Origin of the sequence: Streptomyces sp. NPDC008238 (assembly GCF_042956445.1) — a bacterium.
GTDB lineage: Bacteria > Actinomycetota > Actinomycetes > Streptomycetales > Streptomycetaceae > Actinacidiphila.
In genome coordinates this window covers 694976-718814 of the sequence record NZ_JBIBGK010000003.1, presented here as the reverse complement: position 1 = coordinate 718814, position 23839 = coordinate 694976, and the positions used below count along the sequence as shown (strand labels likewise).

The following is a 23839-nucleotide window of genomic DNA, read 5'->3' as shown; positions in this document are numbered from 1 at the left end:
CGGAGCGGACCGGAGGACCGCTTCAAACGCTGCCTGCCCGTACGTCCACGGGCGCACCTGATGACTCCATTCTGCGCGATCGCACGCTATCGGTGCGCGCCCCGTTCGGAAAGCCGCCCGGTAGGGCAGACTGGCGAGCGTGGCACGCACAGTGACGTCCGGCCCCGGACGGGTTCGCAGGGCGGGGAACGCCGTCGCGCGCGCCACGCAGCGTACGTCGTCCGCCGTGGTGCGCCGCTTCAGGCGGCACACGCATTCGGGCGGGGCGGGCGAGTCGGGCCTGGCGAAGCTGATCGAGCTGCACGCCGTGAACTCGGCCGGCGACATGCTGATCACCGTGGCGCTCGCCAGCACGATCTTCTTCTCCGTGCCGACCGGCGAGGCGCGCGGCCGGGTGGCGCTCTACCTGCTGGTCACGATGGCCCCGTTCGCGCTCCTGGCCCCGGTGGTCGGTCCGCTGCTGGACCGGATCCCGCACGGGCGGCGCGCCGCGATGGCGATGTCGATGCTGGCCCGGGCGATCCTGGCCTGGACGATGGCCGGGGTGGTGGCGACCGCCGGACTGGAGCTGTATCCGGCCGCCTTGGGCGTGCTCGTGGCGTCGAAGGCGTACGGGGTGGTGCGCAGCGCGGTGGTGCCGCGGCTGCTGCCGGTGCGCACGACGCTGGTGAAGGCGAACTCCCGGGTGAGTCTGACCGGCCTGCTGGCCACGGCGCTGGCGGCGCCGATCGGCGGGCTGCTGCATCTGATCGGGCCGGGCGTGCCGCTGTACGGGGCGTTCGTCGTGTTCGTCTGCGGGACGCTGCTGTCCTTCTCCCTCCCGCACAAGGTGGACTCCGCCAAGGGCGAGGCGCGCGCCGAGCTGAGCGCGGGCGAGGACGTCGAGCCGCACCGCCTGGGCCGGCAGTGGCGGGAGAAGCGGCCGGGGCTGCGGAGCGTCGGCGGCCCGGTGCTGCACGCCCTGCAGGCCAACGCCGCGCTGCGGGCGCTGTCGGGGTTCCTGACGCTCTTCCTCGCGTTCCTGCTGCGTGAGCATCCGCTGGGCGGCCTGTCGGGGCCCGTGTCGCTGGGCCTGGTCGCGGTGGCGGCGGGCTCCGGCAACGCCTTCGGCACCGCGCTCGGCTCCTGGCTGCGCGCCCGCGGACCGGAGCGGATCATCATCAGCGCGCTGGCCGCCGCCCTGGCGGCGACGTGCCTGGCGGCGGCCTGGTACGGGGTGCTGACCATCGCCGTCGTCGCGGCCGCGGCGGGCATCGCACAGGCGCTGGGCAAGCTCTCGCTGGACGCCCTGATCCAGCGTGACGTGCCGGAGGAGGTGCGCACCTCGGCGTTCGCCCGCTCGGAGACCGCACTCCAGCTGGCCTGGGTCATCGGCGGCGCCATCGGCATCGTGCTGCCCCTCCACGGCACGCTCGGGATGGCGGTGGGGGCGACTCTGGTGGCGCTCGGCGTCGTGTTCTCGGTCCGCGGTCTGGCCACCGGCGCCCGGGGAAGGGCGACGCGTCCGCGCACGGTGTGAGCACGGAGGCCCACGGGAGGCAGGGGACACGAGCGGGCCCCCCGCGTAGCGGGAGCGCGACCGCCCGGTAGCCTCACCTTCATGAGCAATCGCCGCCGTGCCGCCGCCCTCGGTGCCGTGTCCCTCGGGCTGATCGCCCTCTCCGCCTGCGAGAAGCCGACCCCCCTGGCGACCGTCACCGTCGGCGACAGGACCGTGACCACCGAGGCCACCAGCAAGTGCTACCTCGACGGGAAGAAGCTGACGGAGCAGGCCTTCCTGGCCTGCCTGCAGGGCAAGCCCGAGAAGACCATCACGGTCCGGCCCGGTGACAAGGTGCGCATCGGCGTCGACCCCGCGATCGCCGAGAAGGGCTGGGTCGTGGCCGCCGGCACCTCCGGCAAGTCGGGACTGCTGAAGGACACCACCTACCGCTCCTTCGACGCCGAGACGCTGCTCGCCGACGCGCAGTCAGGTGCCTCGGCCAGCGAGGTCACCCTCAACATCATCGAGACCGGCAGCGCCCAGGACTACCTCGGCGTCTGGCAGTTCAAGCTGAAGACGGCGGACTGAACCGCCAGCCGGGTCCGCCGGTCGAGGACATGACGCCCCGCCTGCTCGTCGTCACCGCCGTCCCGGCGGAGCGCGACGCGGTCGTGCGCGGTCTCGGCGGCGCGGCCGCCGAACGGCCCGTTCCGGGTGGCCGCCTCCTGCTGCGCACCGCGCTGGCGGACGTGCTGGCCGCGGGCGTCGGGCCGGCGGCCGCCGGGGCCGGCACGGCGGCGGCGCTGACCGCGGCCGAGTACACGCTGGTCGTCTCGGCCGGGATCGCCGGCGGTTTCCAGCCCGGCGCACCGGTGGGCTCGGCGGTCGTCGCCGACGCGGTCGTCGCCGCCGACCTGGGCGCGGAGGGCCCGGAGGGCTTCCTCCCGGTCGCCGAGCTGGGCTTCGGCACCTCCGAGCACCGTCCGCCCGGGCCGCTGTCACGCCGGGTCGCCGAGGTGCTCGGCGCGGCGTACGGGCCGGTCCTGACGGTGTCGACGGTCACGGGCACGGCGGCCCGCGCCACCGAGCTGACGCGCCGTCATCCGGGTGTCCTGGCCGAGGCCATGGAGGGCTTCGGCGTCGCGGAGGCGGCCGCGGCGCACGGGCTGCCCGTCCTGGAACTCCGTACGGTGTCCAATCCCGTGGGCCCGCGCGACCGCGCGGCCTGGCGGATCAGGGAGGCGCTCGACGCGCTCGCCGACGCCTTCGCCCTGCTCGGGAAGCAACCGGCCGTACTCGACGTTGGAGATCGGACATGAGCCAAGAGCGCGCGCTGCGGATCGCCTACTCCCCGTGTCCCAACGACACCTTCGTCTTCCACGCCTGGGCGCACGGCCGGGTCCCGGGCGCGCCGCCGATCGACGTGACGTTCGCGGACATCGACATCACCAACGGCATGGCCGAGCGCGGCGAGTTCGACGTCCTGAAGGTCTCCTACGCGGTGCTGCCCTACGTGCTCGACGAGTACGCGCTGCTGCCCTGCGGCGGCGCGCTGGGCCGTGGCTGCGGCCCGCTCGTGCTGACCAGGGACGAGGGCACGGGCACGGGCGCCGACCTGAGCGGGCGCACGGTGGCGGTGCCGAGCGAGCGCTCGACGGCGTACCTGCTCTTCCGGCTGTGGGCGGCCGCCGAAGTGCCGGGCGGCGTCGGCGAGATCGTCGTCCTGCCGTTCCACGAGATCATGCCCGCGGTGCGGGACGGCCGGGTCGACGCCGGCCTCGTGATCCACGAGGCGCGCTTCACCTACCAGGACTACGGACTGCACAAGCTCGCGGACATGGGCGAGCACTGGGAGCGGACGACCACCCTGCCCATCCCGCTCGGCGCGATCATCGCCAAGCGTTCCCTGGGCGAGGAGCGGCTGCGGGAACTGGCGGACGCGGCCCGCACCTCCGTCCTCATGGCCTGGGACGAGCCCGAGGCCTCGCGCGACTACGTCATGGAGCACGCGCAGGAGATGGACCCGAAGGTGGCGGACCAGCACATCGGGCTGTACGTCAACGAGTTCACGTCGGCGCTGGGCGAGGAGGGCTACGCGGCGGTCCGCGGGCTGCTCACCCGGGCCGCGGCCGAGGGGCTGGTGCCGCCCCTCGGCCCGCACGCGCTCGAGTGGTGAGCCCGGGCCCGGACGGGGTCAGACGTCCAGCTGGTCGGCGACGACACGCAGGACGGAGGCGATCTTGTGGCCGTGGGCCTTGTCCGGGTAACGGCCGCGCTGCAGCGAGCGGGCGACGTCCTCCAGCAGCGTGGTGAGGTCCTGCACGATGGGCAGCAGTTCGTCGGGCTTGCGCCGCTGCGCGGCCGCCACGGACGGCGCCGGATCCAGCAGGGTCACCGAGAGGGCCTGGTCGCCGCGTTGCCCGGCGACCACCCCGAACTCGACTCGCTGCCCCGGCTTCAGCGTGGCCACGCCGTCCGGCAGGACGGAGGAGTGGACGAAGACGTCGCCGCCGTCGTCGCGGGAGAGGAAGCCGAAGCCCTTCTCGCTGTTGAACCACTTGACCTTGCCGGTAGGCACGTCCGACCTCGTCCTCGCTGTAGACAGAAAAAAGCTCTTGGATAGCAAGACAGCGGGTCCTTGGCAGACCCGCTGCCCATAAGGCTAATGGCCCGGGGGCGTGTGACAAGACTTCGTGGTCCTACGGCTCCGGCCCGCATCCGGCCGGTGCGCTGCGACTTCCCCGGGCGATCTACCCTGGTCCGGTGACCAACGAAACCCGGAAACCGGGCGATCTCCTCGTGCGCGCCGGCGCCGCCGTCTTCGTCGTCGGCGCACTCGGCACTCTCGCCACCGTGGCCCCGCTCTTCCTCGGGTCCGACCCGCTGCCGACCGCCGCCTACCTGGTGTCGATGCTCATGGGCGTCGGCTTCGGGCTGGCCCTGGCCGGGCTGCTGCGCTCCGCGCGGGCGCAGAGCCGTCAGGCGACGGCGTCCGGATCCGGGGCATAGGAGGCGAACCAGGCGGGGAACTCCGTCAGGTCGGCGAGCACCACGTCGGCGCCCGCGGCGCGCAGTTCGTCCGCGGTGACGGGACCCGTGGCCACCGCCACGGACAGCGCGCCGGCCGTACGGGCCCCGACGACGTCCCCCACGTGGTCGCCGACGTAGACCGCCGCCCCGTACTCGGTCAGCGCCTCCGCCTTCGCCTCGGCCCACAGCCAGCCGCGCACCTCGTCGACCTCGATACCCAGGTGCGCGAGGTGCAGCTTGGCGTTGGGCTCGTGCTTGGCCGTGACCACGACGGCCCGGCCGCCCGCGGCGTGGACGGCGGCGACGGCCTCGCGCGCCCCGGGCATGGCCGGGGTCGGGGCGACGGCGTACTCGGGGTACAGCTCCCGGTAGCGGTCGGCGGCCGCGGGGATGTCTGCCGCGGGGAACCAGTGCGCCAGCTCCCAGTCGAGCGGCGGCCCGAGACGGGTGACCGCGAGCGCGGCGTCGATGTGGACGCCGGTCTCCTCGGTGAGGCGCTCGTACGTGGCCCTGATGCCGGGCCGTGAGTCGATAGGGTCATGTCGAGGTCGAAACCGACCGTTATCGGGGACGGCGGCAGGGAAGCGGGCATGGCAGCCACTCTAACGAGGCGGCCGGCGGGCCCTGCTCCCCCGCCAGAGCAGGAAGGCGGCGGAGGCGACCGCCGCGATCCGCACGACCGTGGGCAGCGCGTCGGCGATCGCGGAGTCCAGGCCCCCCTCGGGGATCGGCTCGCCCCACCGTCCGGCGAAGCGGCCCCATATCCAGGTGAGCGCGGCCGCCGCCGTCAGCCCGGGCAGGCCCAGCGCGGCGAAGCGGGACGCGCGGCGCGACAGGCGCCGTGAGCCGTACGCCACGGCCCAGCCGGCGAGGAGCGCGATCCAGGAGCCCAGGACGGCCCCGGCGAGCAGCAGCAACGCGGCAGCGGTCTCCAGGACCCCGGCCCGCCACCGCCACTGCCTGCGGCGCTCGGCCGGGACCGGGACTGCGGCCTCCGGTTCCGGCGCGGACCCCGGCTCCTCCTTCCCGTCGGCCGGGACGGCCTCCGGTTCCTCCTCCTCGGGATCGAGGGGGATGATCAGGCCGCCGGTCATGCCGGGCAGCCCGTCCACTTCGTCCCCGGGCACGGGCCTCCGCGACGGGGAGCGCTTGGGCTGCGTGCGCTGCTCGGGCAGCCGCCACCACTCCGGCTCCGCCGGTGCGGGCTCCTGCGGGGTGCGGGGCGCGGGCACCGCGGCGGCCTCCTGCACCACGGTGTCGGGCGCGCCCAGGCGGCCCAGGATCCGCCGCACCACAGCGGGGTTGTCGCTGCCGTGCCGCTCCCGGTCTATGTCCTTGCGCAGCTGTGCCACGAGGTCCCGCCGGCGATCCGCCGGCAGGGCCGTCTGCGCCAAGTCCCCCACCTTGCTGAGGTAGTCCAGAACCAGCCGGTCGCTCTCCTCCGCACCCATGCCCCGACGCTACCGCCCCCCGGCCCGACCCCGGGCACGGTTGCGTCCCGCCCCGGCCCGGACGCCGTTGCACGGAGGTACGCCGCGACAGCTCACCGCCCAAGCCCGCACCCCCACCCACCGGCACGGTCGCGTGCCGACCGCGCACCGGGAAGCCCCGGCGCAGCCGGTGAGGCTTGGGGAAAACCGGGGACGACGCCCACGTGGCTCGGGGGCGGGCAGGGCTAGTGTGGGGGAGATGAGCACTGACGGCCCTGCGGCGGCGCCGCGCACGCTCGCGGAGGACCTGCGCGCCCGCGGCGACGACGCGTTGACCGCACTGCTCCGGGCGCGCCCGGACCTGCTGAACCCGGTCCCGAACGACCTCTCGCAGCTGGCGACCCGCGCCGGCACGCGTGCCTCCGTCGTCCGCGCCCTCGAACGCCTGGACCGGTTCACGCTGCAGACCGCCGAGGCGCTGGCCGTCGCGGTGGACGGCGCCCCCTACGACGCGCTCGCCGCGCTGATGGGCCCGGAGGCGGCGGAGGCGCTGCCCGGCGCCGTGGAGAGGCTGCGGGCGCAGGCACTGCTGTGGGGCGGGGACGAGCGGCTGCGCCTGGTGCGCACCGCGCGCGACATCCTGGCCCCGGCCGCGGGGAGCCCGTCGCCGACCGGTCTCGGGCCGTCGGTGGCGGAGGCGACGTCCGGCATGTCGCCGACGCGGTTGCAGCAGGTCCTCACCACGGCAGGGCTGCCGCCGACGCACGACCCGGTGAGCGCGGTGGGGGCGCTGACGGCGCTCTTCGCGGACCACTCGCGGATGGCGGCGCTGCTCGGCGGGGCGCCCCCCGAGGCCGTGGCGGTGCTGCGCCGGCTGACGTGGGGCCCGCCGTACGGGGAGGTGGCCGACGTGTCGGTGCCGCCGCCCCCGGTGGCCTGGCTGCTGGAGCGGGGGCTGCTGCTGCCGGCCGGGGCGCGCAACGTCGTGCTCCCCCGCGAGGTGGCCCTGCACCTGCGCGACGGCAGGGCGCACCAGGTTCCCGAGCCGGTCGCACCGGACGTGGCGCCGAAGGAACACGATCCACAGGCTGTGGACAACACCGCCGCGGGCCAGGCCTTCACGGCGGTCCGCACGGTCGAGGAACTGCTGAAGCAGTGGGAGACCGGCGGCCCGCCGATGCTGCGCGCCGGCGGGCTGAGCGTGCGGGACCTGAAGCGGGTGGCCACGGCGCTGGACGTGGCGGAGCCACCGGCCGCGTTCTGGCTGGAGCTGGCCTACGCCGCGGGCCTGATCGCCTCGGACGGGGAGGTGGACGAGGCATACGCGCCGACCCCCGCGGCCGACGTGTGGCTGGCCATGCCCGCCGAGGACCGGTGGGCGGCCCTGGTCACGGCGTGGCTGGCCGCCACCCGTGTGCCCGGTGTCGTCGGCACGCGGGACGCGAAGGGCCGTGCGCTGGCCGCGCTCGGCCCCGACCTGGACCGTTCGCTCGCCCCCGAGGTGCGCCGGCGGACGCTGGAGCTGCTGGCCGCGCTCCCCGAGGGCGCCTCCGCGGACCAGGACGCGCTGCTGGCCCGGCTGCGCTGGGAGCGCCCGCTGCGGGGCGGTGCCGCGATGGACCCGCTCCGCGCCGACCTGGTGCGCTGGACGGTGTCGGAGGCGGAGCTGCTGGGGATCACCGGCCGCGGCGCGCTGTCGGCGCACGGCCGTGCGCTGCTCCGGCGTTCCGGGGACGTCGCGGCGGCGCTGCTCGGGCCGCTGCTGCCGGAGCCGCTGGACCATGTGCTGCTCCAGGCGGATCTGACCGCGGTCGCGCCGGGCCCGCTGCAGCCGCACCTGGCCGAGACGCTGCACGTGCTGGCGGACGTGGAGTCCAAGGGCGGCGCGACGGTCTTCCGCTTCACCCAGGGGTCGGTACGCCGGGCGCTGGACGCCGGGCGCACCGCCGCCGACCTGCACGCCTTCCTGGCCGCGCACTCGCGCACCCCCGTGCCGCAGCCGCTGAGCTACCTCGTGGACGACGTCGCCCGCCGGCACGGCCGGCTGCGCGTGGGCGCGGCCTCGGCGTACGTGCGCTGCGACGACGACGCCCTGCTGAGCGAGCTGCTGGTCGACCGCCGGGCGGCCGGCCTCGGGCTGCGCAGGCTGGCGCCGACGGTGCTGGCGGCGCAGAGCGACCCGGCGACGCTGCTGGAGCGGCTGCGCGCGCTGGGCCATGCACCGGCCGCCGAGTCCGCCGAGGGCGATGTGCTGATCACCCGCGCGGACGCCCGGCGCACGCCGCCGCGCAGCGCGCCGGTGCCCGTGGTGGACGGTCCGCCGACCCCGGACGGGACCCTGCTCGGGGCGGCCGTGAAGGCGATCCGGGCGGGTGACCGCGCCTCGACCGCGGTGCGCCGGGAGTCCGCGGACCGCCCGGGCGCGGGCGCCGACGGCCGGCTGCCGCGCACGGCGGCGGCCGAGACGCTGGCGACGATGCAGGCCGCGGTGCTGACCGGCGAGTCGGTGTGGATCGGCTACGTCAACGCGGAGGGCGCGGCGAGCCAGCGCGTGATCGGCCCGATGCGGGTGGAGGGCGGCTTCGTCACCGCCTACGACCACACCGCGGACGAGGTCCGCACCTTCGCGCTGCACCGGATAACGGGTGTCGCCGAGCTCGCCGACGACCTGGCCTGACCGGCCACCGGGGCGCCCGGCGGGCGGGCCCGCGGTATCGATCGCGGGGACCGGGGCGTTTGCACAGCGGGATGGGGGACCATGGATAGTTCAGCCCGGCCCCTCTCCCGGTCCCGGCCCGCCCATTCGCGGAGGTTTGCGTGTCCTGCCTGATCGTCCAGAGCGACAAGACCCTGCTCCTGGAGGTCGACCACGAGCTCGCCGACGAGTGCCGTCGTGCCATCGCCCCCTTCGCGGAACTGGAGCGGGCGCCCGAGCACATCCACACCTACCGGATCACGCCGCTGGGGCTGTGGAACGCCCGCGCCGCCGGGCACGACGCGGAGCAGGTCGTGGACGCGCTCGTGCAGTACTCCCGCTACCCGGTGCCGCACGCGCTGCTGGTGGACGTGGCCGAGACGATGGCCCGCTACGGCCGGCTGACGCTGAGCAAGCACCCGGCGCACGGCCTGGTGCTGACCACCACGGACCGTCCGGTGCTGGAGGAGATCCTCCGCTCGAAGAAGGTCGCGCCGCTGGTGGGCGCCCGGCTCGACCCCGACACGGTGGTCGTCCACCCCTCCGAGCGCGGCCAGATCAAGCAGGTGCTGCTGAAGCTGGGCTGGCCGGCCGAGGACCTCGCCGGGTACGTGGACGGCGAGGCGCACCCGATCGAGCTGGACCAGGACGGCTGGAAGCTGCGCCCCTACCAGGAGCAGGCGGTGGACGGCTTCTGGCACGGCGGCTCCGGCGTGGTCGTGCTGCCCTGCGGCGCCGGCAAGACGCTGGTGGGCGCCGGCGCGATGGCACAGGCGAAGGCGACGACGCTGATCCTCGTGACGAACACGGTCTCGGCCCGGCAGTGGAAGCACGAGCTGGTGAAGCGGACCTCGCTGACCGAGGACGAGATCGGCGAGTACAGCGGCACCCGCAAGGAGATCCGCCCGGTCACCATCGCCACCTACCAGGTGCTGACGACCAAGCGGAAGGGCGTCTACCCGCACCTGGAGCTCTTCGACTCCCGTGACTGGGGTTTGATCGTCTACGACGAGGTGCACCTGCTGCCGGCGCCGGTCTTCAAGTTCACCGCCGATCTGCAGGCCCGCCGCCGGCTCGGCCTGACGGCGACGCTGGTGCGCGAGGACGGCCGCGAGTCGGACGTCTTCTCGCTGATCGGGCCCAAGCGCTTCGACGCCCCGTGGAAGGAGATCGAGGCGCAGGGCTACATCGCGCCCGCCGACTGCGTGGAGGTGCGGGTCAACCTGAGCGACTCCGAGCGGCTGGCGTACGCGACCGCCGAGCCGGAGGAGAAGTACCGCTACTGCGCGACGACGGAGACCAAGCGCAAGGTCACCGAGGCGCTGGTGGCCAAGCACCGCGGGCAGCAGACCCTGGTGATCGGCCAGTACATCGACCAGCTCGACGAGCTGGGCGAGCACCTGGCCGCGCCGGTGATCAAGGGCGAGACGACGAACGCGCAGCGCGAGAAGCTCTTCGACGCGTTCCGGCGGGGCGAGATCTCGGTGCTCGTGGTCTCGAAGGTGGCCAACTTCTCGATCGACCTGCCGGAGGCGACGGTCGCCATCCAGGTGTCGGGCACCTTCGGCTCCCGCCAGGAGGAGGCGCAGCGCCTCGGCCGGGTGCTGCGGCCGAAAGCCGACGGCCACGAGGCCCGCTTCTACTCCGTGGTCGCCCGCGACACCATCGACCAGGACTTCGCCGCGCACCGGCAGCGCTTCCTGGCCGAGCAGGGGTACGCGTACCGCATCGTCGACGCGGACGAGCTGCTGTAGCGGCCGCGGCCGCGGGGCCGCCGCGTCAGTCGCGCGCGGCGGCGCCGTCCTGGCCCAGCACCACCACGCGGAAGGCCGTGGCGACGAAGACCCGGAAGGCGCGCAGGGCGTCCCCCACGGGGTGGACCGGATGCCGGTGCGCGCCGTCCTCGGCGATGGCGGTGCTGCCGCGGACGCGGGAGACCACTGGTCGTGCCATGCCCCCAATGTACGCATCCGTGACGCTTTGGGCAGAGGTCCGGGCCACGGGCGGGTGGAATAACGGTTAGCGCCGCCCGTCGGCGAAGCGTAAGATCCTGCGTCTTGCCGCCCGCCCCCGACGGGGACGGTGCCACCGGCCGGACGGAAACCGGTCGGCCCGAGTCGTGATCCGTATCAGGACAGCGCCCCGCCCCGCGCCCCCGTGCGCGCCGGTCAGGGGCCGGCTGAGCCATGCCCTACGTGCCGCCGGAGGCAACCCGTGCCAGGGGAACAGTCCCTCACCGCCGACAATCCGCTCGACCGCGAACGCTCCCACCTCGCCGAGTCCCGTTCCGCCCTGCGCGCGATGCGCGCCGACGTCGAGGCCCTCGACATCCGGGACGTGACCGCCAACTGGGTGAACGCGGAAGTGCTGCAGTCCGAGATCGACGCCCGCATCAAGGCGCTCGCCGATCTCGCGCACACCCCGCTCTTCTTCGGCCGCCTCGACTACGAGGAGGGCGAGGCCTTCGGCGGGGAGGAGGTCGGGCACCGCTTCTACATCGGCCGCCGCCACGTCCACGACGCGGACGGCGACCCCATGGTCATCGACTGGCGCGCGCCGGTCTCCCAGCCCTTCTACCGGGCCTCCCGCACCGACCCGCAGGACGTCGCGCTGCGCCGCCGCTTCGGCTACACCGGCGGGGAGCTGACCGCGTACGAGGACGAGCACCTCACCGACCCGGCCGAGGCGCAGACCTCCAGCAAGCTGCTCCAGCAGGAGATCGAGCGGCCGCGCGTCGGCCCGATGCGGGACATCGTCGCCACCATCCAGCCCGAGCAGGACGAGATCGTCCGTGCCGGGGTCGGCGGCACGGTCTGCGTGCAGGGGGCGCCCGGCACCGGGAAGACCGCCGTCGGCCTGCACCGGGTGGCGTACCTGCTCTACGCGCACCGCGAACGGCTGGCCCGCGCGGGCACCCTCGTCATCGGCCCCAACGCGTCCTTCCTGCACTACATCGAGCAGGTGCTGCCAGCCCTGGGCGAGCTGAGCGTCAAGCAGGCCACGGTCGACGACCTGGTCGCCCACGTCCCGGTCAGGGGCACCGACTCGGCGGCCGCCGCCGGCGTCAAGGGCGACGCGCGCATGGCCGAGGTGCTGCGGCGCGCGGTCCGCTCCGGCATCACGATGCCCACCGAGCCGGTGGTCGTGGTGCGCGGCTCGCGCCGCTGGCGCATCCCGGCCCACGAACTGGAGGAGCTGGTCCGCGAGCTGCAGGAGCGCGACATCCGCTATGGCGCCGCCCGCGAGGCGCTGCCGCAGCGGATCGCGCACGCCGTGCTGGTCCGGATGGAGGCGGCCGGCGAGGCCCCCGACGACCGGGTGCAGGACGCGGTGGCGCGCAACGCGGCCGTCAAGGCGGCCGTCAAGGAGCTGTGGCCGCCGGTGGACCCGGCGAAGACGGTGCTGCGGCTGCTGTCCGACCCGGAGTTCCTGGCCGCGTGCGCGGAGGGCTTGCTGACCGCGGAGGAGCAGAAGGAGATCCTCTGGGAGAAGCCCGCCCGCTCGGTGGCCTCCGCGAAGTGGTCGGCCGCCGACGCGGTGCTGGTCGACGAGGCCAACGACCTGGTGCACCGCACGGCCTCGCTCGGCCACGTCGTGCTGGACGAGGCCCAGGACCTCTCCCCCATGCAGTACCGGGCGGTGGGCCGCCGCTGCTCCACCGGCTCCGCGACGGTGCTGGGCGACCTCGCCCAGGGCACCACCCCGTGGGCGACCGGGACGTGGGAGGAGGCGCTCACCCACCTCGGCAAGCCCGGTTCGCGGATCGAGGAGCTGACCCAGGGCTTCCGCGTCCCGCTGGAGGTCATCGCCTACGCGTCCCGGCTGCTGCCGGAGATCGCCCCCGGGCTCAAGGAGGCGACCTCCGTCCGGGAGAACCCGGGCGCCTTCTCGGTGACCGGGGTCCCGGCGGCGGAGCTGACCGCGGCCGTGCTCGACGCCTGCCGGCAGGCGCTGGACCGCGAGGGCTCGATCGGCCTGATCGCCGCCGACGCGCGCCTGCCCGAACTGGCCGGGGCACTCGCGGCGGCGGGGCTGCCGTACCTCTCCCCCGGCGAGGAGACCACCGCGGAGGTCCGGCTCACGCTGGTCCCGGCCTCGCTGGCCAAGGGCCTGGAGTACGACTACGTGGTCCTGGACGAGCCCGCCGCCGTCGTCGACGGCGAGCCCGACGAGCGCACCGGCCTGCGCCGCCTGTACGTCTCCCTCACCCGGGCGGTCTCGGGCCTCGCCGTCCTCCACGCGGCGCCCCTGCCGGAGGCGCTCCGGTCGGCCCCTGGCGCACGGTGACCGACGTGGACGACGCGCTGCCCCCTCCGGGGGCGGACGCACGGGGCAGCACGCCGAAACAGGCGACGGTCAACGGAGCGCCGGCGGAATCCGTGGCCACCGCCCAACGGCGGCGGTTCATCGAAATGCTCGACGAGGGTGCCTTCGACGACGTCAGGGACGCCGAGGTAGCGGCGGACGCGTGGCGGTGACCCGGTATCCGGTCGACAAGTGCGCCTGGGCGCGCGAAGCAACCGGTGGTGAGAACGGCTCTGGGCGAGACCGCGCCCGCGCCATCGAGGTCCGGACGCTGCTCGCCGAGAAAGGGACAACACCGCGCCGCTTCAATCGCAGACCTGCTGATCGCCACCACCGCCGAGCGGTACCGGATCACCGTCCTGCACTACGACGCGGACTTCGACACCATCGCGGCCGTGACGAACCAGGCGGTCCGACGGGTCGTACCGCCCGGCTCGGCCGACTGACGGAGCGGGAGATCACGCGGAGCGCCCGGGCGGCAGCCCGGCGCGGCCCGCGCCCGCTCAGCCGCGGGCGTCGGCGACCGCCACCAGCAGCGCCGCACGCAGGTGGCCGTCGGCCTCCGCCAGGAGGCGGGCGGCCGTCGGGGCGTCCACGCCGCCGAGGACGACGAGGACCGCGTCCTTGACCTCGCCGCCGGTGGCGGTGAGGGCGGCCTCGATCTCGTCGTCGGGGGCGCCGGTGGCCAGGGCCACGATCCGCCGGGACCGCGCGCGCAGCTTGTCGTTGGAGGCGCGGAGGTCGACCATCAGGTTCCCGTAGGTCTTGCCGAGCCTGATCATCGTGATCGTCGACAGCATGTTGAGGACGAGCTTCTGGGCCGTGCCGGCCTTGAGCCGGGTGGAGCCGGTCAGGAACTCCGGGCCGGTGACGACCTCGATGCCGTGGTCGGCCGCCGCGGCCAGCGGGGAGCCCGGGTTGCAGGACAGCCCGACGGTCAGGGCGCCCAGGGCGCGGGCGTGCTCCACGGCGCCGACGGCGTACGGGGTGCGGCCGGAGGCGGAGACGCCGACCACGGTGTCGTCCGGGCCGACCCCGAGCGCGTCGAGGTCGGCGGCGGCCAGCTCCCCGCTGTCCTCGGCGCCCTCGACCGCGTCCACGATCGCCGCGGGGCCGCCCGCGATGAGCCCGCTGACCCGGCCCGGCGCGGTGTTGAACGTCGGCGGGCACTCGCTGGCGTCGAGCACGCCGAGCCGTCCCGCGGTGCCCGCGCCCGCGTAGACCAGGCGGCCGCCGCGGGCCATGCGCGCGGCGATGCCGTCGACGGCGGCGGCGATGGCGGGCAGTTGCTCCGCGACGGCGGCCGGCACGGTGGCGTCCTCGGCGTTCATCAGCCGGGCGATGTCGAGCGTCGGGAGCCGGTCGACCTCGGCGAGCTCGGCGCGGAAGGCCTCGGTGGTGAGGTGGTCCAGCTCGCGTCGGAGCTCGGTGTGCGTCATCGCTGATGGTTCCTTCGCGGGCTGTGGCGGTGGGCGAGGGCCTCGTACGAGGCGGACAGGGCGGGGGCCGCGGTGTCGTACGTGTGCTGGGCGACCCCGACGAACAGGCAGTCCACCACCAGCAGCTGACTGGTGCGGCTGGCCATCGCGGCGGGGCGCAGTTCGCTCTCCCGGCCGCTGGAGGTGAGCAGCACGTGGTCGGCGTAGTGGGTGACGGTGCCGTCCGCCCGGCCGGTCACGGCGATCGTGGTGGCGCCCCGGTCGAAGGCGGCGCGCAGCGGTTCGACCACGTCGTGGGTGTGGCCGGAGTGCGTGATGGCCACGGCGACGTCGCCCTGCCGCAGCTGGACCGCGTTGGTGAGGGTGAGGTGCGGGTCGCCCAGGGCGTGCGCGACCAGGCCGATCCGCAGCAGTTTCTGCACCAGGTCCTGGGCGACCAGGCTGGACGCCCCTATCCCGTAGACGTCGATGCGGCGGGCCGCGGCCAGCGCGCCCACGGCGGCCTCCAGCTGGGCCACGTCCAGCTGGGCCGCGGTGTCGGCCAGGCAGCGCTGCTCGTCCAGCGCGAGCTTGGCGACCACGTCGGCCAGCGGGTCGTCCACCGCGATGTCGGGGGTGACGGCGGGCGGGGCCCCCGCCTCCTCGCGGGCGGCCAGCGCGGCCAGCGCGAGCCGCAGGTCCCGGTATCCGGGGTAGCCCAGCAGCCGCGCGGTGCGCACCACGGTCGCCTCGCTCGTCCCGGTACGGGCCGCGAGCGCGGTCACGGTCAGCCGGGAACTGCCCGCCGGGTCGGCGGCCACGGCCTCCGCGACGCGCTGCATCGACCGGGTCATGGACGGTGCCAGGGTCCTGACCTTGGCGGCCAGCCCTCCGGCGTTGAAGGTTTCCTTCATCCTCTCGGCCACGGACGAAAGCTATTTTCAGCTCCGGACGACGTCAAGGACGCCCGCACGCCGGTTGGTCCACAATGGACGCCATGGATCCTGACGCACCCGGCTCCGCCGCCGGTCCGGAGGCGGCCCTGCACGGTGCCCGCGCGCTCGTCCTCGCCGACCTGACCGCGACCGGCGTCGCCGACGCGGACGTCGTCTCGCTGGTGGAGGAGGCCGTCTCCCAGCGCCGCTGGTGGGTGGAGCAGTGGCCCGACGGCGTCGCGTTCGTGCCGGGGCTGGTGGCCCAGGACGTCAAGGACGCGCTGCTGGAACGGATGGGCCGCTGGCCGCTCTGCCCGCGCTGCGAGGATCCCCACGCCCTCGACGTCGAGCCCGAACTCGGCCCCGACCCGCACTGGGTGTGCGAATCGCTCGGCGAGGCCGTCGCCCCCCTCGGCGGTCTGTCCGCCGTGCTCGGCGGGCCGCGCTGAGGTGACCGTCTACATCGACCCGCCGAGCTGGCCGGGCCACGGCCGCATGTGGTCGCACATGGTGAGCGACAGCTCGTACGAGGAACTCCACGCCTTCGCCGACACCATCGGCGCGCCCCGCCGCGCCTTCGACGGCGACCACTACGACGTGCCGAGCGAACGCTACGACTCGGCGGTCGCCGCGGGCGCCGTCCAGGTCGGCAGCAAGGAACTGCTGCGCCACCTCACCGAGGCCGGCCTGCGCCGCCCCAAGGGCCGCCCGCAGGGCGAGTAGCCCCCCGGCGCCGGCCCCGCGACGGTCACAACGACGCGCCCTCCAGCCGCCCGGCGGGCAGCCGGCGCCCGCACATCGCCAGGGCCAGGTCCTCGCCGGTGCCCCGCAGTTCGGGGCCCGAACCGTACGACCAGTCCAGGTCGGTGGCCCGCAGCCGGCGGCCCTCGACGGCCACACCGAAGTGCGCGTGCCCGCCGTCCGCGGTGAGGTCGTGGAGGAGGATGCCGAGGGTCTCCGCCGGGACGCGGCGCTCCGCGCCCAGCGGCACGGTCATGTCCAGCCCGTGGATCACCACGTGGTTGAGCGCGCCGTGGGCGCCGCCGCCCGGGGGCTGCCACCGCCGCATCACCTCGGAGCGCAGGGACCCGACGAGTTCCCCGGTGGGCAGGGCGCCGTCCCGTGCGGCGACGGCGTCGGACAGCCGCGTGAAGTCGTGGGCGTGCTCGGCGAGGAGTGCCATGAACTCCTCCCGCGAGTACCGCGCGGCCATCGTCATGTGCGCCACGACCTCGCGCACCCGCCAGCCCTCGCACAGTGAGGGGTGGTCCCACCATGCCGCGGGGGCCCCGTCGAGCAGGTCGGCCAGGGCCGTGAACTCCGCCGCGACGGCGGCCTGCACCTCGGTGTCGTCGGTCATCGCTGTCGTACCCCTTCGTCGCGCGCCGCGGGCGGCCGCCCGCACGGACAAGGACCGCCCGCGCACGCCGGACTCATCGGTGGGCGCCGGAGTCGTCGGCCGGCGTCACGGCCGGGCGTCGCCCGCGTCGCCCGGGGCGAGCAGTTCCAGCTCGGTGGTGAGGTTGCGGCGGGCGGTGGCCTCCCAGCGCCCGTACGCCTCCGGGGTGCGGTACAGCCGGGGCAGCCGCAGGAGTTGGCGCAGGACATCGGCGCGTCCGGCGCGGAAGGCGTCGTCGGGGACGAAGCCGTACTCCTCGCGGACGGCGGCCGCGTACTCGGCGTAGCCGGTGGGGTCTCCGGCGAGGACGGCCAGGTCGGCGTCGCAGAGGACCTCGCCGTCGCGGTCGCCGTCGGCGGGGTGGTGGGTGACGGTGAGCCGGACCAGGCGGGCGACCTCGGAGGTGATCGTGTCGGGAACCCCGGCCTCGGGCAGCGCGCGTTCGGCGAGCCGGGCGCTGCGCTCCTCGTTCTCGGAGCGGTCGGGCCGGTAGACGGCGTCGTGAAACCAGGCGGCGAGCAGCACGGCGTCCGGGTCCTCGGCGTGCGCGGCCAGGGACTCGACGTGGTCGAGGACGGCGGTCAGGTGGGTGGTGGTGTGGTAGCGGCGGTGCGGCTCGGCCCAGCGGGCGATCAGGTCCTTGCCGTACGGCACCGGGTCGACGGACTCCGTCTGGCAGCGGCGCAGCAGGTCGCACCAGCGGGCGAGGAGGGCGGAGCCGGTTTCGGGTGCGGTGTCAGCCATGGAGGTCATTGTGGTGTACGGGGGTCGCGGGCACGCGGGGGCATGTGACACCCTGGAGATATGTCTAGACCAATTTTCGAAGTGATCGCGCTCGACGCCGACGACGCCCTCGCGGCCCGCACGGGCGGCGCGGACCGCCTCGAACTGGTCACCGACATGGCGGCGGACGGCCTGACGCCCTCCCGGAAGACCTTCGCCGCCGTCCGGGCCGCGGTGGACATCCCGGTCCGGGTGATGCTGCGGGCCCGCGCGGACTTCGGCGTGGGCGGCACCCGCGAGGCGGACGCGCTCTGCGTGGCCGCGGCGGCGCTGCGCGGCGAGGGCGCCGACGAGTTCGTGCTCGGTTTCCTCGACGGCTCGGGCGCGCCGGACATGGCCGCCGTGCGCCTGCTGGTCGACGCGATCGGCTCCGGTGCCCGCTGGACGTTCCACCGCGCCATCGACCACTCCGCCGACCGGGAGGCCGTGCGCTCGGCGGTGCACGGGCTGCCCGGACTGGACACCTTCCTCACCGCGGGCTCCGCGCGTGGTGTCGACGACGGGCTCGGCCATCTGCTGGCGGAGGCGGGACGTCCCGGCGAGCCGCAGCTGATGGTGGGCGGCGGGCTGCGGGCCGAGCACCTGCCGCGGCTGCTCGCGGCCGGCATCGACGCCTTCCACGTCGGGGGCGCGGTCCGCCCCGGCGGCTGGACCGGACCGGTCGACGCGGAGGCGGTGCGGGCCTGGCGCGACCTGCTGGACGCACCGGTCGCCGTCCCCTGACCCGACCTGACCTTGCCTGACGGGGCGGCACCCGGAAACGCCCGAGGGCGGTACCCCGTGTGGGGTACCGCCCTCGGTCTTCTGCCGTGGTGCGGAGTCCTGGTCCCGGAGGATCAGAAGTCCATGTCACCGCCGGGCATGCCGCCGCCGGCCGGCGCGGCGGCCTTCTCCGGCTTGTCGGCGATGACGGCCTCGGTAGTGAGGAAGAGCGCGGCGATGGAGGCCGCGTTCTGCAGCGCGGAGCGCGTGACCTTGGCCGGGTCGATGATGCCCTCACCGATCAGGTCGACGTACTCGCCCGTGGCGGCGTTGAGGCCGTGGCCGGGGGTCAGGTTGCGCACCTTCTCCACGACGACACCGCCCTCGAGGCCGGCGTTGACGGCGATCTGCTTCAGCGGGGCCTCGAGGGCCAGCTTCACGATCGACGCACCGGTGGCCTCGTCGCCGTCGAGCTCGAGCTTCTCGAAGACGTTGGACGCCTGGAGCAGGGCCACGCCACCACCGGCGACGATGCCCTCCTCGACGGCGGCCTTGGCGTTGCGCACCGCGTCCTCGATGCGGTGCTTGCGCTCCTTGAGCTCGACCTCGGTGGCGGCACCGGCCTTGATGACGGCCACGCCGCCGGCCAGCTTCGCCAGACGCTCCTGGAGCTTCTCGCGGTCGTAGTCCGAGTCGCTGTTCTCGATCTCGGCACGGATCTGGTTGACGCGGCCCTGGATCTGGTCCTGGTCGCCGGCGCCGTCCACGATCGTGGTCTCGTCCTTGGTGACGACGACCTTGCGGGCGTGGCCGAGCAGGTCCACGCCGGCGTTCTCCAGCTTGAGGCCGACCTCCTCGGAGATGACGGTGCCACCGGTGAGGATGGCGATGTCACCGAGCATGGCCTTGCGGCGGTCGCCGAAGCCCGGGGCCTTGACCGCGACCGACTTGAAGGTGCCGCGGATCTTGTTGACGACCAGGGTCGACAGCGCCTCGCCGTCGACGTCCTCGGCGATGATCAGCAGCGGCTTGCCGGACTGCATGACCTTCTCCAGCAGCGGGAGCAGGTCCTTGACCGCGGAGATCTTGGAGTTGACGATCAGGATGTACGGGTCGTCGAAGGACGTCTCCATACGCTCCAGGTCGGTGGCGAAGTACGCCGAGATGTAGCCCTTGTCGAAGCGCATGCCCTCGGTGAGTTCCAGCTCCAGACCGAAGGTCTGGGACTCCTCGACGGTGATGACGCCTTCCTTGCCGACCTTGTCCATCGCCTCGGCGATGAGCTCGCCGATCTGCGGGTCGGCGGCGGAGATGGAGGCGGTGGAGGCGATCTGCTCCTTGGTCTCCACGTCCTTCGCCTGCTCGAGCAGGGCGGCGGAGACGGCCTCGACGGCCTTCTCGATGCCACGCTTCAGCGCCATCGGGTTGGCGCCGGCGGCGACGTTGCGCAGGCCCTCGCGGACCAGCGCCTGGGCGAGGACGGTCGCGGTCGTCGTGCCGTCACCGGCGACGTCGTCCGTCTTCTTCGCGACCTCCTTGACCAGCTCCGCGCCGATCTTCTCGTACGGGTCCTCGAGCTCGATCTCCTTGGCGATGGACACACCATCGTTGGTGATCGTGGGGGCGCCCCACTTCTTCTCGAGGACGACGTTGCGGCCCTTGGGGCCGAGGGTGACCTTGACGGCGTCGGCGAGCTGGTTCATCCCGCGCTCGAGACCGCGCCGTGCCTCCTCGTCGAACGCGATGATCTTGGCCATGTGAAGTGGTCCTCCCGGACTTGGGGTCCCCCCGCGGCGCACGGCTGCGGGGAAGGATTACTCCAGGACCGCGCCGGCGCCCGCGACGGACGGCCTGCCCTCCCGCCGGTTCCTTTCCGGCGTTCGAGCGGGCCTCACCCACTCGGTCCTTTGTCACTCTCAACGTCAGAGTGCTAACGCCAATGATTAGCACTCGCCCTAGGAGAGTGCAAGCCGCTTGGCCGGTGCCGTGGACAACCCGCAGGTCCCGGTCCGCGGGCCCCCGGACAGCACGAAGGCCCGCCCCTGTGCGGGGCGGGCCTCGACGCGTACGTTTGAGCGGCCGTACGCGAAAGTGCTCCGTGGCCGATGCGCGGCGCGTCAGCCGGCTGCGAGACGGACCATGTCCGCCTGCGGCCCCTTCTGGCCCTGCGAGATCTCGAACTCGACCCGCTGACCTTCCTCGAGGGTGCGGTAGCCGTCCATCTGGATCGCGCTGTAGTGCACGAAGACGTCCGCACCACCGTCGACCGCGATGAAGCCGTAGCCCTTCTCCGCGTTGAACCACTTGACGGTGCCCTGAGCCATTCCTAACTCCCCTATTGCTGGCCCTTCGCAGACCCGCACCTCGCGGACCCGGGTCAGACCTCACCCCCTACAGCCAAGGGGGCGTGCGCCGGAACGCGTCGACCGCGGCTGAATGTATCTGCCCGGACGCTGTCTGCAACAGGTCAATCGGACGAGAATTCCGGGCACACGGAATCGGAAGAAGAGCCTGTTCGGCGAACAATCCGGGGCAACTCGGACCGGACATAGGGGGCCAACACGACAAACGCCACGTGAATTTGGCGATAAATCGTCGACAAGACCGCCCTGGGAAGGGGGGTTGCGCAGAGCGTTGCAGGGAGTTGCGACCTGCTCAGGGCAACTGTACAGGCCTTCAACTACCCCTCACGCACACAGGGGTGCCGGGAGGTACCCGGCACCCCTGTCGCCCGCGGGCCGTGCGGCTCAGCAGCCTCCGGCCACCGCCGGGATGATCGAGACGGACGCGCCCTCGCCCACCGAGGTCTGCAGCCCCTCGGAGAAACGGACGTCGTCGTCGTTCACGTAGACGTTCACGAAACGGCGCAGCTTGCCCGTGTCGTCCAGGACCCGCGCGGAGATGCCGGGGTGGTTCCGCTCCAGGGAGTCGATGACCTGGGCCAGGGTGCCGCCCTCGGCCGGGACCTCGGCCAGGCCGCCGGTGTAGGTGCGGAGGATGGTGGGGATGCGGACGGTAGCGCTCATGATGCGGGGTTCACCTTCAGTCTGGGTCAGCCGGTGCGGTGGGGTCAGCCGGCCAGGCCGGCGGCGCGGAACGCGTCGAGGCTCGGGCGGATGGTGGCCGTGGGGCGGGAGGTCGGGGCGACGGCGTCCAGCGTCTTGAGGCCGTCGCCGGTGTTGAGGACGACGGTCTCCCCGGCCGGGTCGAGCTGCCCGGTCTCGATGAGCTTGCGCAGCACGCCGACGGTCACGCCGCCGGCCGTCTCGGCGAAGATGCCCTCGGTCCGGGCGAGCAGCTTGATGGCGTCCACGATCTGCTCGTCGGTGACGTCCTCCACCGCGCCGCCGGTGCGCCGGGCGATGTCCAGCACGTAGGGGCCGTCCGCCGGGTTGCCGATGGCGAGCGACTTGGCGATGGTGTTCGGCTTCTGCGGGCGCACGACGTCCTGCCCGGCCTTGTAGGCGGTGGACACCGGGGAGCACCCCTCCGCCTGGGCGCCGTAGATGCGGTACGGCTTGTCCTCGACCAGGCCGAGCCTGATCAGCTCCTGGAGCCCCTTGTCGATCTTCGTCAGCTGGGAGCCCGAGGCGATCGGGATGACGATGTTGTCCGGCAGGCGCCAGCCCAGCTGCTCGCAGATCTCGTACGCGAGCGTCTTGGAGCCCTCGCCGTAGTAGGGGCGCAGGTTGACGTTGACGAAGCCCCAGCCCTCGCCGATCGGGTCGCCGATCAGCTCGCTGCAGAAGCGGTTGACGTCGTCGTACGTGCCCTCGATGCCGACCAGCTCGCCGCCGTAGACCGCGGCCATGACGACCTTGCCCTCCTCCAGGTCGTGCGGGATGAACACGCAGGAGCGGAAGCCGGCCCGGGCGGCCGCGGCGCCCACGGCGCCGGCCAGGTTGCCGGTGGAGGAGCAGGACAGCGTGGTGAGGCCGAAGGTGCGGGCGGCCTCCAGGGCGATGGCGACGACCCGGTCCTTGAAGGAGTGCGTCGGGTTGCCGGAGTCGTCCTTGACGTACAGGCCGCCGGTGACGCCCAGTTCGCGGGCGAGGTTGTCGGCCTTGACCAGCTTGGTGAAGCCCGGGTTGAGGTTGGGCTTGGCGGCCACGTCCGCGGGGACGGGCAGCAGCGGCGCGTAGCGCCAGATGTTGTTCGGCCCGGACTCGATCCGCTTGCGGAGGGTCTCGGGGTCGCCGCTCGGGAGGTCGTACGCCACTTCGAGCGGCCCGAAACAGACCTCGCAGGCGAAGAGGGGGGCCAGCGGGAAGCGCTCGCCGCACTCGCGGCAGGAGAGCGCGGACGCGGGGCCGAAGGGGGAATCCGTGGACGCGACGTCGGTGACAGCAGTCTGCGCAGCCATGTCAGGCGAGGCCCTTTCTCCTCATCTTCCTCGCGGCGCATTTCGCCGCGAGACGGAATTGGCACCTTCCCCACCTGGACCTCGCGGTCGGCGGGAGGGTTGCCGGGGCTTCAACGGGCCGTTCCCTCTGCCCCTCTGGATGAGCGGTATGGCGCCGGGCGCAGGGCCCGGGCATTTGTAAGACGGGGCGCGATCACCGTGGACATACGATGGTCATGCCTCGTGTTCAAGACTGTAACCGACGACCTCGAACCTGGTCATAGGCCGTCCGTCCTTCGAGACGGGCAGAAACGGAGCGATCCAGTGCTCGACGAGGTGGCCCGCTGGCTGCGGCGGCGGTCCTGGACGGCGGACCACAGGCCACTGCCGCAACTGCTCGCCGCCAAGCGCGCGGCCGGTGCGCGCGGCACGGTCAGCGTGGTGCTGCCCGCCCTCGACGAGGAGGCCACGGTCGGGGCGATCGTCGGGACGATCCGCCGCGAGCTGATGAGCGAGGCGGTCCCGCTGGTCGACGAACTCGTCGTGCTGGACTCCGGTTCCACCGACCGCACGGCCGAGGTCGCGGCCGCCGCGGGCGCGGTCGTCGTCCACCGGGACGAGGTGCTCCCCCGGCTGCCCGCACTGCCCGGCAAGGGCGAGGTGCTGTGGCGCTCGCTGCTCGTGACGCGCGGGGAGATCGTCTGCTTCGTCGACTCCGACCTGCGGGAGTTCGACGCACGGTTCGTGTCGGGGATCGTCGGGCCGCTGCTCACGGACCCGGACCTGCAGCTGGTCAAGGCGATGTACGACCGGCCGCTGGAGACCGGGGGCACGGTCCTGCCGGCCGGCGGGGGCCGGGTGACGGAGCTGGTCGCGCGGCCGCTGCTCAACCTGCACTGGCCGCAGCTGGCGGGGTTCGTCCAGCCCCTCGGCGGCGAGTACGCGGCGCGGCGCTCGCTGCTGGAGCGGCTGCCGTTCCCCGTGGGGTACGGGGTGGAGCTGGGGCTGCTGGTGGACGCGCTCAACACGGTCGGGCTCGACGCGCTCGCCCAGGTCGACGTGGGCGTCCGGCACCACCGCCACCAGGACGGCCAGGCGCTGGGCCGCATGGCGGCGGCGATCTACCGGACCGCGCAGATCCGGCTGGCGCGCGGCCATCTCGTGCGGCCCGTCCTCACCCAGTTCGACCGGGCGCCGGGCGGCGGTTTCGAGCCGCACGTCCACGAGGTCGCGACGGAGGAACGCCCCCCGATGCGCTCGGTCCCCGAGTACGCCCACCGCCGCGCCGTGGCGTAGGCCCCCGGCCCGCGCGCCCCG

25 protein-coding genes, 1 pseudogene and 1 riboswitch are annotated in these 23839 nt (G+C 73.7%); of the genes and pseudogenes, 14 read left to right on the top strand and 12 right to left on the bottom strand.

The genetic code is table 11. The annotated features are described in order from the left end of the window. The first annotated feature begins 139 nt into the window (after positions 1–139). The 4 genes from ACFZAU_RS12200 (at position 140) to ACFZAU_RS12185 (ending at position 3659) form a co-directional block, all read left to right on the top strand. Positions 140–1519, top strand: a complete 1380-nt coding sequence (locus ACFZAU_RS12200; protein ID WP_500552056.1) for an MFS transporter — start codon at positions 140–142, stop codon at positions 1517–1519. Between the two features lie 81 nt (positions 1520–1600). After that, the gene (locus ACFZAU_RS12195; protein WP_500461116.1) at positions 1601–2071 is read left to right on the top strand and encodes a hypothetical protein; all 471 of its coding nucleotides are present in this window, start codon (positions 1601–1603) and stop codon (positions 2069–2071) included. A gap of 29 nt (positions 2072–2100) precedes the next feature. Next, positions 2101–2802, top strand: coding sequence for a futalosine hydrolase (locus ACFZAU_RS12190; protein ID WP_500552055.1), 702 nt, complete (start codon positions 2101–2103; stop codon positions 2800–2802). Beyond that, positions 2799–3659: a 1,4-dihydroxy-6-naphtoate synthase gene (locus tag ACFZAU_RS12185; RefSeq protein ID WP_500552054.1), complete on the top strand. Its 861-nt coding sequence runs from the start codon at positions 2799–2801 to the stop codon at positions 3657–3659. Before ACFZAU_RS12190 ends, ACFZAU_RS12185 begins: the two co-directional genes overlap by 4 nt. 18 nt (positions 3660–3677) lie before the next feature. Here ACFZAU_RS12185 and ACFZAU_RS12180 read toward each other — a convergent pair whose 3' ends face one another. Beyond that, the gene (locus ACFZAU_RS12180; RefSeq protein ID WP_018560023.1) at positions 3678–4061 is read right to left on the bottom strand and encodes a cold-shock protein; all 384 of its coding nucleotides are present in this window, start codon (positions 4059–4061) and stop codon (positions 3678–3680) included. A gap of 185 nt (positions 4062–4246) precedes the next feature. Here ACFZAU_RS12180 and ACFZAU_RS12175 point away from each other — a divergent pair, with 185 nt between their 5' ends. Next, positions 4247–4492: a hypothetical protein gene (locus ACFZAU_RS12175; RefSeq protein WP_499599859.1), complete on the top strand. Its 246-nt coding sequence runs from the start codon at positions 4247–4249 to the stop codon at positions 4490–4492. Here ACFZAU_RS12175 and ACFZAU_RS12170 read toward each other — a convergent pair. Then, positions 4462–5105: pseudogene (locus ACFZAU_RS12170) on the bottom strand (HAD family hydrolase). The gene ACFZAU_RS12175 and the pseudogene ACFZAU_RS12170 overlap by 31 nt on opposite strands. A 10-nt stretch (positions 5106–5115) precedes the next feature. Further along, positions 5116–5964, bottom strand: coding sequence for an HAAS signaling domain-containing protein (locus ACFZAU_RS12165; RefSeq protein ID WP_500552053.1), 849 nt, complete (start codon positions 5962–5964; stop codon positions 5116–5118). Between the two features lie 238 nt (positions 5965–6202). On the opposite strand from ACFZAU_RS12165, the gene ACFZAU_RS12160 reads away from it, so the two are divergent. Further along, complete coding sequence (locus tag ACFZAU_RS12160; protein WP_500552052.1) at positions 6203–8620, top strand: helicase-associated domain-containing protein; 2418 nt, start codon at positions 6203–6205, stop codon at positions 8618–8620. A gap of 140 nt (positions 8621–8760) precedes the next feature. Further along, a complete protein-coding gene (locus ACFZAU_RS12155) occupies positions 8761–10392 on the top strand; it encodes a DNA repair helicase XPB (protein ID WP_499599851.1) in 1632 nt (543 codons plus the stop codon). A 25-nt stretch (positions 10393–10417) separates the two neighbouring features. On the opposite strand, the gene ACFZAU_RS12150 is transcribed toward ACFZAU_RS12155, so the two are convergent. Continuing rightward, positions 10418–10591 carry a hypothetical protein gene (locus ACFZAU_RS12150; protein ID WP_499599849.1) on the bottom strand — a complete coding sequence of 58 codons (174 nt, stop codon included), beginning with the start codon at positions 10589–10591 and terminating at the stop codon, positions 10418–10420. Positions 10592–10852: 261 nt separating this feature from the next. On the opposite strand from ACFZAU_RS12150, the gene ACFZAU_RS12145 reads away from it, so the two are divergent. The 3 genes from ACFZAU_RS12145 to ACFZAU_RS12135 are packed head-to-tail and all read left to right on the top strand — an operon-like array spanning position 10853 to position 13389. Further along, positions 10853–12925, top strand: a complete 2073-nt coding sequence (locus ACFZAU_RS12145; protein WP_500552051.1) for a HelD family protein — start codon at positions 10853–10855, stop codon at positions 12923–12925. A 5-nt stretch (positions 12926–12930) separates the two neighbouring features. Next, positions 12931–13116 carry a type II toxin-antitoxin system VapB family antitoxin gene (locus ACFZAU_RS12140; RefSeq protein ID WP_500552050.1) on the top strand — a complete coding sequence of 62 codons (186 nt, stop codon included), beginning with the start codon at positions 12931–12933 and terminating at the stop codon, positions 13114–13116. Positions 13117–13164: 48 nt separating this feature from the next. Beyond that, on the top strand, positions 13165–13389 hold the full coding sequence (locus ACFZAU_RS12135; protein ID WP_500552049.1) for a PIN domain-containing protein: 225 nt from the start codon (positions 13165–13167) through the stop codon (positions 13387–13389). Between the two features lie 57 nt (positions 13390–13446). On the opposite strand, the gene murQ is transcribed toward ACFZAU_RS12135, so the two are convergent. Both murQ and ACFZAU_RS12125 read right to left on the bottom strand, forming a co-directional pair. Then, positions 13447–14382, bottom strand: coding sequence for an N-acetylmuramic acid 6-phosphate etherase (gene murQ / locus ACFZAU_RS12130; protein WP_500552048.1), 936 nt, complete (start codon positions 14380–14382; stop codon positions 13447–13449). Beyond that, positions 14379–15275 carry a MurR/RpiR family transcriptional regulator gene (locus ACFZAU_RS12125; RefSeq protein WP_499600273.1) on the bottom strand — a complete coding sequence of 299 codons (897 nt, stop codon included), beginning with the start codon at positions 15273–15275 and terminating at the stop codon, positions 14379–14381. The genes murQ and ACFZAU_RS12125 overlap by 4 nt, the downstream gene beginning before the upstream one ends. Before the next feature lie 83 nt (positions 15276–15358). Here ACFZAU_RS12125 and ACFZAU_RS12120 point away from each other — a divergent pair, with 83 nt between their 5' ends. Beyond that, a complete protein-coding gene (locus ACFZAU_RS12120; protein WP_500552047.1) occupies positions 15359–15745 on the top strand; it encodes a DUF8819 family protein in 387 nt (128 codons plus the stop codon). Position 15746: 1 nt separating this feature from the next. Further along, positions 15747–16019 carry a DUF4031 domain-containing protein gene (locus tag ACFZAU_RS12115; protein WP_499599841.1) on the top strand — a complete coding sequence of 91 codons (273 nt, stop codon included), beginning with the start codon at positions 15747–15749 and terminating at the stop codon, positions 16017–16019. Positions 16020–16044: 25 nt separating this feature from the next. Here ACFZAU_RS12115 and ACFZAU_RS12110 read toward each other — a convergent pair whose 3' ends face one another. Both ACFZAU_RS12110 and ACFZAU_RS12105 read right to left on the bottom strand, forming a co-directional pair. Then, positions 16045–16656, bottom strand: a complete 612-nt coding sequence (locus ACFZAU_RS12110) for a maleylpyruvate isomerase family mycothiol-dependent enzyme (RefSeq protein ID WP_500552046.1) — start codon at positions 16654–16656, stop codon at positions 16045–16047. 105 nt (positions 16657–16761) lie between these two features. Continuing rightward, positions 16762–17448 (bottom strand): HD domain-containing protein, encoded by a 687-nt coding sequence (locus ACFZAU_RS12105; RefSeq protein ID WP_500552045.1) that lies wholly within the window; start codon positions 17446–17448, stop codon positions 16762–16764. Positions 17449–17499: 51 nt separating this feature from the next. Between ACFZAU_RS12105 and ACFZAU_RS12100 the strand changes: the two genes are divergently transcribed. Continuing rightward, positions 17500–18201 carry a copper homeostasis protein CutC gene (locus ACFZAU_RS12100; protein ID WP_500552044.1) on the top strand — a complete coding sequence of 234 codons (702 nt, stop codon included), beginning with the start codon at positions 17500–17502 and terminating at the stop codon, positions 18199–18201. Positions 18202–18314: 113 nt separating this feature from the next. Here the strand turns inward: ACFZAU_RS12100 and groL are convergent, their stop codons facing one another. The 4 genes from groL to thrC form a co-directional block, all read right to left on the bottom strand. Then, entirely contained in the window at positions 18315–19937 is a 1623-nt protein-coding gene (gene groL, locus ACFZAU_RS12095) for a chaperonin GroEL (RefSeq protein ID WP_089222503.1), read from the bottom strand. Between the two features lie 360 nt (positions 19938–20297). Then, complete coding sequence (locus tag ACFZAU_RS12090; RefSeq protein WP_005486335.1) at positions 20298–20504, bottom strand: cold-shock protein; 207 nt, start codon at positions 20502–20504, stop codon at positions 20298–20300. Between the two features lie 423 nt (positions 20505–20927). Beyond that, the gene (locus ACFZAU_RS12085; RefSeq protein WP_499599834.1) at positions 20928–21206 is read right to left on the bottom strand and encodes a MoaD/ThiS family protein; all 279 of its coding nucleotides are present in this window, start codon (positions 21204–21206) and stop codon (positions 20928–20930) included. 44 nt (positions 21207–21250) lie between these two features. Next, entirely contained in the window at positions 21251–22543 is a 1293-nt protein-coding gene (gene thrC / locus ACFZAU_RS12080; RefSeq protein WP_500552043.1) for a threonine synthase, read from the bottom strand. Positions 22544–22561: 18 nt separating this feature from the next. Then, positions 22562–22689, bottom strand: a riboswitch (SAM riboswitch). Positions 22690–22846: 157 nt separating this feature from the next. On the opposite strand from thrC, the gene ACFZAU_RS12075 reads away from it, so the two are divergent. Continuing rightward, entirely contained in the window at positions 22847–23818 is a 972-nt protein-coding gene (locus ACFZAU_RS12075; protein ID WP_500552042.1) for a glucosyl-3-phosphoglycerate synthase, read from the top strand. Positions 23819–23839 lie beyond the last annotated feature (21 nt).